We start from the raw sequence: 13720 nt of genomic DNA on the forward strand, positions 1-13720 counted from the left end.
CCGCCTTCCAGAGCTACATCGACCAAGGCGGCGGCTACGTGGGCGTGCACGCCGCCGCCGACACCGAATACGACTGGCCCTACTACGGCGAGCTGGCCGGCGCCTACTTCAAGAACCACCCCGCCATCCAGCAGGCCACCGTCCGCAACCAGGACCGCGCCCACCCCGCCACCGCCCACCTCGGCCCCACCTGGAGCCGCACCGACGAGTGGTACAACTACCGCACCAACCCCCGCCCCGCCGTACGCGTCCTGCAGACCCTCGACGAGAACAGCTACAGCGGCGGCGACATGGGCGACCACCCCATCACCTGGTGCCACCCCCAAGGCCGGGGCCGCGCCTTCTACACCGGCCTCGGCCACACCGCCGAGTCCTACACCGACCCCGCCTTCCGCACCCAGCTGCTCGGCGGCATCCGGTACGCCGCCGGCACGGCCAAGGCGGACTGCCGCCCGGAGAACGGCTACACCACCCTCTACAACGGCTCCACCACCGGCTGGTCCCAGGCCGGACCCGGCAGCTTCACCGAGGAGGACGCCACCCTGACCTCGCAGGGCGGACTGGGCATGTTCTGGTACGAGGCCAAGGAGTTCGGCGCGTACTCGCTGAAGCTGGACTGGAAGCTGACCGGCGACAGCAACTCCGGCGTCTTCGTCGGCTTCCCCGCCTCGGACGACCCCTGGTCGGCGGTGAACAACGGCTACGAGGTGCAGATCGACGCCACCGACACCCCCGACCGCACGACCGGCTCCATCTACGGCTTCAAGGCCGCCGACCAGGCCGCCCGCGACGCCGCCCTCAACCCGCCCGGCGCGTGGAACACCTACGAGCTGCTGGTCGAGGGCGAACGGCTGCGGGTCTTCCTGAACGGCGTGCAGATCAACGACTTCACCAACACCGACCCCGCACGCTCGCTACGCCAGGGCCACGTCGGCATCCAGAACCACGGCGCCTCCGACCAGGTCGCCTTCCGCAACATCCGCGTCAAGGAGCTGAGCGTCACGGTGGAGGCCGAGTCCTGTACCTCCAGCCGTGGCGTGCGGGCCGTCCGCCACTCCCCCGCAGGCGGCGGAAAGACGCTCGGCCACATCAACGACGGCGACTGGGCGGGCTACGCGCACGTCACCACGGAGGGCGCGACGGCCTTCTCCGCCCGCGTCTCCTCGGCCGGTTCCGGCGGCACGATCCAGGTCCGCTCGGGCTCGCCCCGCGGGCCGCTCCTCGGCTCGGTCACCGTGCCCGTCACGGGCGGGTGGGAGAGCTTCCGGGACGTCGCCACCACCCTGACCACCTCCGCCACCGGCCCGCTCCATCTGGTCTTCAAGGGCGGCAGGGGGTTCCTGTTCGACGTCGACAGTTTCACCTTGGGCAGGTATGGCCCCTGACGGCACCGGGCAGGGGGCCTCCATGTCGCACCTTCCCGCGCCCGTGGCGCACCGGACGATCGACGTGGACGGGATCGAGATCTTCTACCGGGAGGCCGGCCCGCCGGACGCCCCGGTGTTCCTGCTGCCGCACGGCTACCCCTGCTCCTCGTACGAGTTCCGCGGCCTCATGCCCGCCCTCGGCGACCGCTGGCGCCTGCTCGCCCCCGATCTGCCGGGCTTCGGCTACAGCGGCACCCCCGAGCACTTCTCCTACACCTTCGACGGCTACGCCGGCTTCCTCGAACGCTTCACCCAGGTGATGGAGCTGTCGCGGTACGCCGTCTACCTGCACGACTACGGCTCCCAGTTCGGCCTCCGGCTGGCCATGCGGGCACCCGAGCGGGTCGCCGCGCTCGTCATCCAGAACGGCGACATCTACGAGGACGCGCTGGGCCCGAAGTACGCGTGGCTGAAGGAGTTCTGGTCGAACCCGACGCCGGAGGGCCGGGAGAAGATGGCCGGCAACGTCTCGGAGGAGGGCTTCCGCGACGAGTTCGCCGGCGAGCTGCCCCCGCACCTCGCCGCGCGGGTGAGCCCGGACCTGTGGAAGCTGCACTGGAGCCTGATGGACACGCCGCGGCGCCGGGCCAACGTCGTGGGCCTGTTCGAGGACCAGGCGACCACGCTCGGCTGGTTCCCCAAGGAGCAGGCGTACCTGCGCGAGCACCGGCCGCCGACGCTCATCGTCTGGGGGCCGCACGACGGCTACATGCCGGAGGAGTCGGCCAGGGCGTACCTGCGCGACCTGCCGGACGCCGAGCTGCACCTGCTCGACGCCGGGCACTGGGCGCTGGAGACCAGCCTCGGGGAGATCGTCCCCCTCGTCCGCGACTTCCTCGGGCGCGTCCACTCCTGAACCGCGGTCAGGTGGCGGGCAGCGCCGTGGCCAGCAGCACCACGCCGAGCGAGCCCACCAGCGAGGTCACCGCCAGGGCCCGCGCCAGCCGGGGCCGGCCGGCTCCCGTGGCCCATCCATGCGCCCCCGCCGCCGCCATGACCAGGCAGAACAGCAGCAGCTTGGCGGCCAGGATCCGCCCGTAACCGGGCTCGGCGAGCGAGGCCCAGGTGACGCCCTTGTGCCAGGCCATGGCCACGCCGCTGGCCAGCTGCACGGGCAGGAACACGGCGGCGGTCAGCAGGCCGAAGCGGCGGCCGACGGCCTTCAGCACCTGGCCGCGCCGCTCCTCGTCCAGCAGCCTCCGGGCCAGCGGCAGCAGCACCAGCGAGACGCTGAGCTGCCCGCCGACCCACAGCGCGGCCCCGAGCACGTGCGCGAAGCGCACCACCGACCACCAGGTCATGGCGCGCTCAGGTCCAGCACCCGCGGGTTCTCGCCCTCCAACCGGGTGCCGGAGGGGCCGCACCTGCGGCGCAGGCCGGTGGCGCCCAGGCCGGAGCGGGCGTAGAAGTCGTCGAGGGCGGCGATGACACCGTCCACGGTGGTGGTGGCGTAGCGGGCGTGCCGCAGGTGCAGGCCGTAGCGCTGGGCCACCCGGACCGCCGCCGCCATGTCGGCCGGCGGGCCGTCGCCTTCCGTCGCGATCCATCTCAGGAAGCCGCGCACGCGACGGAGATAGGCGGCCTTGCTGGAGTCCGCCAGGGCGGACCCGGCCAGCGCGGTGGCGTAGGCGGAGATCACCGCCTCGTGAGCGGCCGGGAGCCGGCCTTCCCTCCGGGTGCTCATCGGGGATCTCCTTGGTGTTCGCGACGGTTGGTGGCAGGTTACGAGCCTGGCGGGGCGGCCCCCGGGCCGGGTAGGGCCGTTGGTCCCGATCCGCGTGGCCTTCCGGCCGGATCGGCGGGCAGGGACCTTCTCCCGGGAAGAGGGGACTTTGGTCCCTACTCGCGGCATCGCCGGGGGCGGCAGGCTGTCGGGGTGACGTACCAGGACGACGACCGGACGGATGCCCGCCGGCTCAGGGAACTGCCCGCGGCCGAGGCCCTGAAGTTGCTGGCGGGGGTGCCGTTCGGGCGGATCGTCTTCACCCGCCACGCGCTGCCCGCGGTACGGCCGGTGAACCACGTCGTCGTGGACGGGCAGATCATCATCCGCTCCAGTCCCGGCACGATCCTCAGCTCCCACGTGGCGCCCTCGGAGGCCGTGGTGGCGTACGAGGCGGACGAGCTGGACGGTCACGAGCGCCTGGGCTGGAGCGTCATCGTCACCGGGGTGGCCCGCCTGGTGACCGAGCCGCACGAGGCGGCCCGGTTCAAGGCGATGCTCCGCCCCTGGGTGGCGGGCGAGATGGACCAGGTGATCCGGGTCCAGCCGGAGATCGTCACGGGGTTCGTGCTGGTTCCCGCCGCGGCTCCGGCCTAGCGGTACGCCGGCGGTAGACCACGTACGGCCGCCACAGGTACGCGATCGGCGCCGACCAGACATGCACGAGCCTGGTGAACGGCCACATGCCCACGAACACCCACGCCACCAGCGCGTGCAGCTGGTACACCAGCGGGACGTCCGCCATCAGGTCCGGGTCCGGCCGGAAGGTCAGGACGCCGCGGAACCACACCGCGATCGTGTCGCGGTAGTCGTAGCCGCCGCCGAGCAGGTTGCGGCCCACGGTCCCGGCCATGCCGAGCGCGATCACCACCGCCATGACGGTGAAGAGCGCCTTGTCCATGCGGGTGGTGGTGCGGCGGACCCGCGGGGTGGCCAGGCGGCGGGCCAGCAGCAGCGCCAGCCCGGCCACCACCATCACCCCGGCCACGGTGCCGGCGCTCACCGACACCAGGTGGTAGAGGTGCTCGTCGACCCCGACCGCCTCGGTCCAGCTCTTGGGGACGAGCAGGCCGATGACGTGGCCGCCGATGGCCGCGAACACGCCGAGGTGGAACAGCGGCGAGCCGAGCCGCAGCAGCCGGCTCTCCAGCACCTGGGTGGTGCGCGTGGTCCAGCCGAACTGGTCGGCCCGCCAGCGCCAGACGTGGCCGACGACGAAGACGGTCAGGGCGATGTAGGGGATGACGACCCAGAGCGCGACACTCACGGCCGCACCTCCATCTCGTTGAGGGGCGGGCCGTACGGGGCCAGGCCGACCTCCTCGGCCGGCGGTCCCGCCAGCGCGAGGTCGGCGACGGCCAGCCGCTCGGCCTCGGAGAGGTCGGGCAGGGCCGCGCACAGCACGTCGAGCACCAGCGCGTACGGCGAGCCCGCGTCGCGCAGCGCGGTACGGATGAGCTCCAGCCCCTTGCGGTGCTGCCGCAGCGGCGCCTCCCCCGCGGACGGCCCGGCCAGGGCCGCGAACTCGCAGACCACGGGCAGGAAGTCGGGCAGCTCGCCCTCGGGCGGGGTCAGCCCGGCCACGCGGTAGCGCTGCTTGAGCGTCAGCAGGGCCATGCCGCGGCGGCGGGTGTCGCCGTGCAGGTAGTAGGTGAGGTAGAGGCTGGACCTGCGGCGCAGGTCGAAGGTCCGCACGTAGTCGCGGGCCAGCGACATCGGGTCCCGGTCGCCGAACCAGCGCATGAACTCCTCGAGGGCCGGCTGCGGGACCGGCAGCGCGGCGACGGCGCGGCCGAGCTCGGCGCGGGCCGCGAGCAGCCCGGCGTCGGGATACTGCAGCAGCAGCGAGACCAGCCGCAGCAGCGCCGCCCGGTCCTCGGGGCGCTCGACGTAGGTGGTGTCCGGCCGGGAGAGGAGTCTCATGCCGTGCCTCCCTTGCCGACGAAGAGCTTCAGCCCCAGGCGGCCGTCCCCGCGCTTCCCGGTGAGCCCGGTGGGGTGGAACCCGGACATGCCGGGCCCTCCATCGCCGTCCAGGCTGCACCCGTCGGCCTGCGCGGACAGCGCCGCCGCGTCCTCCCGGTGCGCGGCGGGCACCACGTAGCGTTCTTCGTACTTCGCGATGGCCAGCAGCCGGTACATCTCCTCCATGTCGGCCGCCGTCATCCCGGCGGACTCCAGCAGGTCGTGCGCGACCGTGCCGTCGAGGCTGCGGGCCCGCATGTACGAGCGCATCGCCGACAGCTTCATCAGCACGCCGGCCACGACCTCGGTGTCCCCGGCCGAGAACAGGCTCGCCAGGTATTCGAGGGGGATGCGCAGGTCGGTGATGGCGTGGAAGACGTTGTCCGGGTCGTCGGCGTCCGCTCCCGCCCCGGTGACCGCGTCGAGCACGGGTGACAGCGGCGGGATGTACCAGACCATGGGCATCGTGCGGTATTCCGGGTGCAGCGGCAGCGCCACCCGGTAGCGCATGGCCAGCCGGTAGATCGGCGACCTCTGGGCCGCCCTGATCCAGTCCTCGCCGATGCCCGAGGCGCGGGCGGCCTCGATCACCGCCGGGTCCTCGGGGTCGAGGAACACCTTGCGCTGGGCTTCGAGCAGGTCCCGCGGGTCGGCGACGCGGGCGGCGCCGAGCACGGCGTCGGCGTCGTACAGGATGAGCCCGATGTAGCGCAGCCGGCCGACGCAGGTCTCGGCGCACACGGTCGGCTGCCCCGCCTCGATCCGGGGATAGCAGAACGTGCACTTCTCGGCCTTGCCGGTCTTGTGGTTGACGTACACCTTCTTGTACGGGCACGACGACACGCACATGCGCCAGCCGCGGCAGCGCTCCTGGTCGACCAGCACGATGCCGTCCTCCTCGCGCTTGTACATCGCGCCGGAGGGGCAGGCGGCCACGCACGCCGGGTTGAGGCAGTGCTCGCAGATGCGCGGCAGGTGGAACATGAACGTCCGGTCGAACTCCAGCCGCACCTTCTCCGCCATCGCGGCCAGGTTGGGGTCGGCGGGGGCGGTCTCGTGGGCGCCACCGAGGTCGTCCTCCCAGTTCGCGCCCCAGGTGATGGCCATGTCCCGGCCGGTGATGGCGGACTTGGGGCGGATGACCGGGGTGTGCGGCCCGGCCGGGGCGTTGATGAGGGTGTCGTAGTCGTAGGTGGCGGGCTCGTAGTAGTCGTCGAGGTCGGGCAGGTCCGGGTTGGCGAACAGGTTGATCAGCCGCCTGACCCGGCCGCCGGAGCGGAGCTTGAGCCGGCCGCGCCGGTCGACCTGCCAGCCGCCGCGCCAGCGCTCCTGGTCCTCGTAGCGCTTGGGGTAGCCGATGCCGGGCTTGGTCTCGACGTTGTTGAACCAGACGTACTCGACGCCCTCCCGGTTGGTCCAGGTCTGCTTGCAGGTGACCGAGCAGGTGTGGCAGCCGATGCACTTGTCCAGGTTCATCACCATGGCCACCTGGGCGAGGACGCGCATCAGTAATCGACCTCCTGGGCCCGCCGCCGGATCGTGGTGATCTCGTCACGCTGGTTGCCGGTGGGGCCGTAGTAGTTGAAGGCGTAGGTGAACTGCGCGTACCCGCCGATGAGGTGGCTGGGTTTGAGCAGCAGCCGGGTGAGGGAGTTGTGCACGCCGCCGCGGCGGCCTGACTTCTCGGTGAGCGGGACGTTCACATTGCGGTCCTTCGCGTGGTACATGTACACCGTCCCGGTGGGCATGCGGTGCGAGACGACCGCGCGGGCGACGACGACGCCGTTGCGGTTGTACGCCTCGATCCAGTCGTTGTCGCGCACGCCGATCTTCTCGGCGTCGGCCACGCTCATCCAGATCGTGGGCCCGCCGCGGGAGAGCGCGAGCATGTAGGCGTTGTCCTGGTACTCGGAGTGGATGGACCACTTGGAGTGCGGGGTGAGGTAGCGGACGGTGACCTCGGCGCCCTCGCCGTCGCCCTGCTCGCCGTAGTGGCGGTGCATGTTGAGCGGCGGGCGGTAGGCGGGCAGCTGCTCGCCCAGCTCGATGATCCAGTCGTGGTCGAGGAAGAACTGCTGGCGGCCTGTCAGGGTGTGCCAGGGTTTGTCCCGCTCGACGTTGATGACGAACGCGGAGTAGCGGCGCCCGCCGGTCTCCGAGCCCGACCACTCCGGCGAGGTGATCACGGGCTGCGGCCGGGACTGCGTGTCGGCGAACGTGATCCGCTTGCCCTCGTGCTCGGCCGCCAGGTCGGCCAGCCGGGTGCCGGTGCGCCGTTCGAGCGTCTCGAACCCCTGCGTGGACAGCCGCCCGTTGGTGGTGCCCGACATCGCGAGGATGGCCTCGCACATGCCCTCGGCCGTGGCCAGGGAGACGTCGCCCTCCGGGGTGACGCCGTTCTTGGTGCGCAGGTAGTCCAGCTCCGGCCCCACCTGGTAGGTGATGCCCTTGGTGGTCAGGCCCTGCCGCTCGAACAGCGGGCCGATGCCGCGCATGCGCCGGGCGGTGGCCGCGTAGTCGCGCTCGATCGTCACCAGCTTGGGCATCGTCCGGCCGGGTACGGGCTCGCACTCGCCGTGCTTCCAGTCCCGGACCCGCCCGCCGGGCTGGGCCAGCTCGTCGGGGGTGTCGTGGACGAGCGGCACGGCCAGCACGTCGGTGCGCCTGCCCAGGTGCTCGGCGGCCAGCTCGGAGAACCGGTCGGCGAGAGAGAGGAAGGCGTCGTAGTCGGTGCGCGTCTGCCAGGGCGGCGCGATGGCGGGGTTGAACGCGTGCACGAACGGGTGCATGTCGGTGCTGGACAGGTCGTGCTTCTCGTACCAGGTGGCGGCGGGGAGCACGATGTCGGAGAACAGCGCCGTGGAGGTCATCCGGAAGTCGACCGTGGTGAGCAGGTCGAGCTTGCCCTCGGCGGGCTCCTCGCGCCAGGTCACCTCGGCCGGCCGCGCCCCCTCGGGGGTCTCCTCGTTGCGCTGCTCGGCGTCGGCGCCGAGCAGGTGGCGCAGGAAGTACTCGTTGCCCTTGCCGGAGGAGCCGAGCAGGTTGGCCCGCCAGACGGTGAGCACGCGCGGGAAGTTGGCCGGGTCGCCGGGGTCCTCGGCGGCGAAGCGCAGCCGGCCGGAGGTCAGCTCGTTCACCACGTGCTCGGCCACGGGGACGCCCTTGGCGGCGGCCTCGTCGGCCAGGTCGAGCGGGTTGCGGTTGAAGGTGGGGTAGGAGGCCAGCCAGCCCAGCCGCGCCGCCTGGACGTTGCAGTCGGCGAACGTCCGGCCCTCGAACAGGCCGGCGCCGAGCGGGCTGGCCAGCTCGCCGGCCTGGATGCGCTCGTAGCGCCACTGGTCGGTGGCCAGGTACCAGAACGCGGTGCCGGCCATGTGCCTGGTCGGGCGCTGCCAGTCGAAGGCGAAGGCCAGGTGCTGGAAGCTCATCAACGGCCGGACCTTCTCCTGACCCACGTAGTGCGCCCAGCCGCCGCCGTTGACGCCCTGGCAGCCGGTCAGCAGCACCAGCGTCAGGAAGGAGCGGTAGATCTGGTCGGAGTGGAACCAGTGGTTGGTGCCCGCGCCCATCGCGATCATCGACCGGCCTCGCGTGCGCTCGGCGTTGCGGGCGAACTCGCGGGCGATCCTGGTGATCGTCGCGGCCGGCACCGAGGTGATCTCCTCGGCCCAGGCCGGCGTGTACGGCTGCGTGGCGTCCTCGTAGGAGTCCGGCCACTCGCCAGGGAGGTCGCGCTTGACGCCGTACTGGGCCATGAGCAGGTCGAACACGGTCGTGACGAGCTTGCCGCCCACCTCGGTCACCGGCACGCCGCGGCGCATGACGCTGCCGCCCTCGGTGTCGCCCTCGTCGAAGCGCGGCAGGTCCACGGCGACCGCGCGCCGCCCGAGCAGCGTCAGCGCGGGCTCGGCGCCGTCCAGGCCGAGGTTCCAGCGGCCCTCGCCCTCCTCGCCCCAGCGGAAGCCCAGGGAGCCGTTGGGCACGACGGGCTCACCGCTCTTCCCATCGAGGAAGACGGTCTTGAACTCGGCGTTCTCGCCGCCCTCGTCGGACAGGTCGGCGGCGGTGAGGAAGCGGCGCGGGACGTACGCGTCGCCGCGCTCCTCCAGCGTCACCAGGAACGGCAGGTCCGTGTATTTCCGGACATAGTCGGTGAAGTAGGGGACCTGGCGATCGCGGAAGAACTCGGCCAGCGTCACGTGACCCATCGCCATGGCCAGCGCCCCGTCCGTGCCCGGGTGCGGGGACAGCCAGTCGTCGGCGAACTTGACGTTGTCGGCGTAGTCCGGGCTGACCGCGACGACCTTGGTGCCCTGGTAGCGGGCCTCGGTCATGAAGTGCGCGTCGGGCGTCCTGGTGACCGGGATGTTGGACCCCCACATGATCAGGTAGCGGGAGTTCCACCAGTCGGCGGCCTCGGGCACGTCCGTCTGGTCGCCCCACACCTGCGGCGAGGCGATCGGCAGGTCGGCGTACCAGTCGTAGAACGACAGCAGCGTGCCCCCGATCATCGACAGGAACCGCGTGCCGGCCGCGAACGACGCCATCGACATCGCCGGGATCGGGGAGAACCCCACGACGCGGTCCGGCCCGTGCCGCTTGATCGTGTGCACGTGGGCGGCGGCCATGATCTCCAGGACCTCGTCCCAGCTCGACCGCACGAACCCGCCCTTGCCGCGGGCCCGCTTGTACGCCCTGGACCGCTCGGGGTCGCCGGTCAGCTCCGCCCACGCCAGCACGGGGTCGCCCAGCCGGGCCTTCGCCTCGCGCCACATCTCCAGGAGCACCCCGCGCACGTACGGGTAGCGCACGCGCGAGGGCGAGTAGGTGTACCACGAGAACGAGGCCCCGCGCGGGCAGCCGCGCGGCTCGTACTCGGGCGAGTCGGGCCCCACCGACGGGTAGTCCGTCGCCTGGTGCTCCCACGTGATCAGCCCGTCCTTGACGAACACCTGCCACGAGCACGAGCCCGTGCAGTTCACCCCGTGCGTGGAGCGCACGACCTTGTCGTGCGCCCACCGGTCACGGTAGAAGCGGTCCCAGGCGCTGGGGTCTATCCGGTGCAGGGTCCGGCCGTCGGCCGACACCTCCGCCCTGGTGAAGAACGTACGGGCGGCCAGCAGCGGCCCCATCCCCGGGGTCGCGTCGATATCACTCACGGCAATCTTCCTCGCCATAGCAGGCAGCAGCTGACACGGCTCAAGCCTCGTGGCCACCACCCGGTTCACGGCAGGGACCAAAGTCCCGTCTCAGAGGCCCGATGGGCCCACGATCAGCGCGATCGGCGGGACCTTCGGCCCTGACGCGGCGGCGGTCGCCGGCGGGATGCTGGCAGGCGGCGACCCGATGCCCGCGTGCTTCGAAAGGACTGGACCATGTGCAACTACTGCGGCTGCCGGGAGTTCCCGTTGATCGGCCGCCTCTCCCAGGAGCACTGGGACATCGAGGAGTGCGCCGGGGCGCTGCGCCGGGCCATCCACGAGGGCCGGCACGGAGACGCCGCCGCCCTGCTCGACGAGTTGCCGGCGCTGCTCCTCCCGCACACCGCCGCCGAGGAGAGCGGGCTGTTCGCCGAGCTGCGCGCCGAGGGCTCGCTGGCCGACGAGGTGGAGCGGCTCTGCGGCGAGCACGCGGGCATCCACGGCGCGCTCGCGGCGGTCGATCGGCGCGCGCCGGACTGGGCCGCGGTGCTGGCCGCCCTCGACCGGTTGCACCAGCACATCGACCACGAGGAGCACGGGTTGTTCCCCGCCGCCGTCATCATGCTCCCGCTCGCCGCGTGGGACCGCATCACGCCCGTCTCCTGACGGCACGCACGGGCCTCACCACCGGGACCGGCCCGTCGGTGTGGAAGGTCCGCGCCGGTTGATCGGGCCGGCCGCCCGTGGCCGGCCCGATCAGCGGGCGCGCACCTGGAACAGTCCGTGCGCGCCCGCTTCCGCGTGCCGCATCGTGTGGTCCACCACCGGATACGTGCCCGCCTCGGGGAAGACCAGCTCCGCGAACCCGCCCTGCGCCGGCGCCAGGTCCAGCACCTGGGCCCCGCCGGGATCGCCCTTGCGCAGCAGGTACGCGCCCTCCTTGAACACCGTGTCGAACGGCGCCCCCACCACGTGCAAGGCCGTGCCCGAGCTGGGACCGGCGGCCACCGCCCAGATCCGCACCCGCTCCCCGGCCGTGGCCCGCAGCGGGGCGTGGTCGTAGCCGGCGGCGGTGCCGTTGAACATCCAGCCGTCCGGCTCGCCCCGCCGCATCTTGGCCGCCTGGGCCTCGGAGCCGGGCTCCCCCAGGTACAGCTCGCCCTGCACGAGCAGGTACTCGCGGTCCACCTCGGGCAGGTCCGGCGGATCGATGACGACCGCGCCGTACATGCCGTTGGCGATGTGCTGGGTCATGGGCATGGTCGAGCAGTGGTACAGCCACGCGCCGGCGTGCTCGGCCCGGAACCTGTACGTCAGCCGCTCCCCCGGCTGGATCGTGCGCATCGGCCCGTCCGGCGCGGTCGCCCCCGCGTGGAAGTCGATGCCGTGGCCCATCGTGCCCGCGTTGACGAACGTCACGACGAACACGTCGCCCACCTTGCCGCGAAGCACCGGCCCCGGCATGGTGCCGTCGAACGTCCACACGCGCTGCCTCACCCCGGGCGCGACCTCCTGGACGGCGGTGTCGCCGGCCCGGATCTCGACGTGGTGCTCGGTGCGGCCGGGGGCTGGCCTGAGGGTCGCGTCGTACGGGGTCCAGCCCGGCATCATGGGAGCGCCCGGATCCAGCCGGCCGGGTGCCGTGGTCGTGGCCCGGTCCCCGCTCCGGCTCCGGCCGTGCCCCGCGTCATGTCCGCCGCTCCGCGGGGAGGTCGCCGCCGCGCCCTTGGGGACGATCCGCATGGTCATGCCCGCCGCGCGATGCCCGGCCACCGTGCACCAGCCGTCCACGGCCTCGCCCAGCGGCTCCAGCTTCAGCGTGGCGCTCCTTCCCGGCGCCAGCATCGGGGTGCGCTCGCCGGTGCCCAGGCGCAGGTCGTGCCGCTGGGCGTCGGTGTTGGTGACGCGCAACGTCAGCACCGTCCCGGCGGGCGCCTCGATCAGCGACGGCCGGATGCTCATCCCGGACAGCGTCACGTCGACCGTCCGCGAGCCGGTCGCGACCACCGTCGCCGGCCCCGAGCCACCGCTCGTGGCGACGACGACGGCGGCGGCCGTCAGCAGGCACCCGGCGACCACACCGGACACGGCAGGCATGACCCGCCGCCACCGCCCCCAGCCCCCGCTGAGGACCACGCTCTCGCCACCGGCCACCGGGCTCGGAGCCGCGCCGACCGCACCGGGCAGGGGGGCGGTGGACAGGCGGCGGGCCCTGATCAGGGCGGTGCCGGCCAGGCCCACGAAGGCCAGGACCGAGCCGAGGACCAGGGCCCAGCCCAGCACCGCCGGCGGGCCCGGCACCGGCAGGGCCAGCAGCGGAACCCCCAGGTTGAACGCCACCAGCCGGACGGCCCAGCCGCGCTCCAGCAGCGCCGCGTGCTCCTTGAACCGGGCCGGCCCGCCCCCCAGCACCGCGGGCAGCAGGTGCAGCAGCGAGCCCAGCAGCACCTGGGCGACGAACCCGGCGAGCACCAGCGGCAGCAGCGGTGCCAGCGCCGCGGCGACCTCGTGCGCCGGCCGCGTGGCCACGACCACCAGGTCGGCCACCAGCGCCACCTCGAACCAGACGATCGCCGCACCCAGCATCCACGAGGCGCCGGTGTGCGGCCGCCGGCGCCGCAGCGCGTCGGCCAGCGGCACCAGCGCCGCCAGCCCACCGGCCGCGTACGCCGCCAGCCCCGCCAGGGCCGCCCATCGCCAGCCGGTCAGCAGGCCGCCGGTGGCCACCGCCAGCCCGGGCCCGGCCAGCCACAGGCCCACGCGCGAGGCCCGCCGGGTCCCGTCCGCCATGCGGGTCCGCAGGACCGTCGGCCACAGGGTGAACAGGGTGCCCAGGACGGTCAGCCCGACCCAGCCGAGCAGGTTCACCTGGGCGTGCGCGGCGTGCAGCCGCTCGTGCCCGTGGTGCCAGACGTCCGCGGCCAGCAGCCCGCCCAGGATTCCGCCGGCGGCGAGCGCCGCGGCGGCGGACACGTACCAGCCGATGACGTGGCCGAACCGGCCGGGCAGCGCCTGACGTACCAGCCGGACGAGCATGGCGGCGTGCCACAGCACCACTCCCACCACCAGCGCGGCGCCGGCGGCGGCCACCTGCCACGGTCCCGCCGACATCCCGATCAGGACGGCGAGCGTGGCCGCGTTCAGCACCGCCAGCCTGGCCAGGCTCCCGCCCTCCGGCGGGGTGCGGACGCGCAGCAGCGACACGGCGAAATGCTCGCTCCAGATCAGGATGGCGGTGCTGACCGCGCCCAGCAGGAACACGTGGATCAGCAGCCAGCGCGGCGCCGGCAGCACGTCGCCCGCCGTCGCCACCACGACGGTCAGGGCGAGCCAGCCGACGACGATCGCGTTCGCGCGCAGGTGCCAGGAGGCACGCATGCGCGGCGGCGGCCCGGCGGGCGCCGGGCGGCCCTTCTCCATACGGATATCGACCGGACTCACTCTGTTACCTCCCTCTAGTGTCCG

At 72.8% G+C, this 13720-nt stretch carries 11 protein-coding genes; 4 read left to right on the forward strand and 7 right to left on the reverse strand.

Annotated elements, in window-relative coordinates; translation table 11 throughout:
- Positions 1-1385: ThuA domain-containing protein (locus ACTWPW_RS52025; protein ID WP_443173298.1), on the forward strand; the 1385-nt coding region annotated here is incomplete at its 5' end.
- A gap of 22 nt (positions 1386-1407) precedes the next feature.
- Positions 1408-2283, forward strand: a complete 876-nt coding sequence (locus ACTWPW_RS52030) for an alpha/beta fold hydrolase (RefSeq protein WP_443173299.1) — start codon at positions 1408-1410, stop codon at positions 2281-2283.
- Between the two features lie 7 nt (positions 2284-2290).
- On the opposite strand, the gene ACTWPW_RS52035 is transcribed toward ACTWPW_RS52030, so the two are convergent.
- Together ACTWPW_RS52035 and ACTWPW_RS52040 are read right to left on the reverse strand one after the other, a co-directional pair.
- Complete coding sequence (locus tag ACTWPW_RS52035) at positions 2291-2728, reverse strand: hypothetical protein (RefSeq protein WP_375113871.1); 438 nt, start codon at positions 2726-2728, stop codon at positions 2291-2293.
- Positions 2725-3111 carry a hypothetical protein gene (locus tag ACTWPW_RS52040; RefSeq protein WP_443173300.1) on the reverse strand — a complete coding sequence of 129 codons (387 nt, stop codon included), beginning with the start codon at positions 3109-3111 and terminating at the stop codon, positions 2725-2727. Before ACTWPW_RS52040 ends, ACTWPW_RS52035 begins: the two co-directional genes overlap by 4 nt.
- Positions 3112-3303: 192 nt before the next feature.
- Here ACTWPW_RS52040 and ACTWPW_RS52045 point away from each other — a divergent pair, with 192 nt between their 5' ends.
- Positions 3304-3747, forward strand: coding sequence for a pyridoxamine 5'-phosphate oxidase family protein (locus ACTWPW_RS52045; RefSeq protein ID WP_375113873.1), 444 nt, complete (start codon positions 3304-3306; stop codon positions 3745-3747).
- Here ACTWPW_RS52045 and narI read toward each other — a convergent pair.
- From narI to ACTWPW_RS52065, 4 genes are read right to left on the reverse strand one after another with little or no spacing between them, the layout of a single operon-like run.
- A complete protein-coding gene (narI, locus tag ACTWPW_RS52050) occupies positions 3707-4417 on the reverse strand; it encodes a respiratory nitrate reductase subunit gamma (protein ID WP_443173301.1) in 711 nt (236 codons plus the stop codon). The two genes, ACTWPW_RS52045 and narI, sit on opposite strands and share 41 nt — an antisense overlap.
- The gene (narJ, locus tag ACTWPW_RS52055) at positions 4414-5073 is read right to left on the reverse strand and encodes a nitrate reductase molybdenum cofactor assembly chaperone (protein WP_443173302.1); all 660 of its coding nucleotides are present in this window, start codon (positions 5071-5073) and stop codon (positions 4414-4416) included. The genes narI and narJ overlap by 4 nt, the downstream gene beginning before the upstream one ends.
- On the reverse strand, positions 5070-6620 hold the full coding sequence (narH, locus tag ACTWPW_RS52060) for a nitrate reductase subunit beta (RefSeq protein WP_375113876.1): 1551 nt from the start codon (positions 6618-6620) through the stop codon (positions 5070-5072). Before narH ends, narJ begins: the two co-directional genes overlap by 4 nt.
- Positions 6620-10291, reverse strand: a complete 3672-nt coding sequence (locus ACTWPW_RS52065) for a nitrate reductase subunit alpha (RefSeq protein WP_443173303.1) — start codon at positions 10289-10291, stop codon at positions 6620-6622. The genes narH and ACTWPW_RS52065 overlap by 1 nt, the downstream gene beginning before the upstream one ends.
- Before the next feature lie 198 nt (positions 10292-10489).
- Between ACTWPW_RS52065 and ACTWPW_RS52070 the strand changes: the two genes are divergently transcribed.
- Complete coding sequence (locus ACTWPW_RS52070; protein ID WP_375113878.1) at positions 10490-10921, forward strand: hemerythrin domain-containing protein; 432 nt, start codon at positions 10490-10492, stop codon at positions 10919-10921.
- Positions 10922-11011: 90 nt separating this feature from the next.
- Here the strand turns inward: ACTWPW_RS52070 and ACTWPW_RS52075 are convergent, their stop codons facing one another.
- The gene (locus ACTWPW_RS52075; RefSeq protein WP_443173304.1) at positions 11012-13696 is read right to left on the reverse strand and encodes a multicopper oxidase domain-containing protein; all 2685 of its coding nucleotides are present in this window, start codon (positions 13694-13696) and stop codon (positions 11012-11014) included.
- Positions 13697-13720: the final 24 nt, after the last annotated feature.

Source organism: Nonomuraea sp. KM90, from assembly GCF_052246675.1.
In the GTDB taxonomy this organism is placed as follows: Bacteria; Actinomycetota; Actinomycetes; order Streptosporangiales; family Streptosporangiaceae; genus Nonomuraea.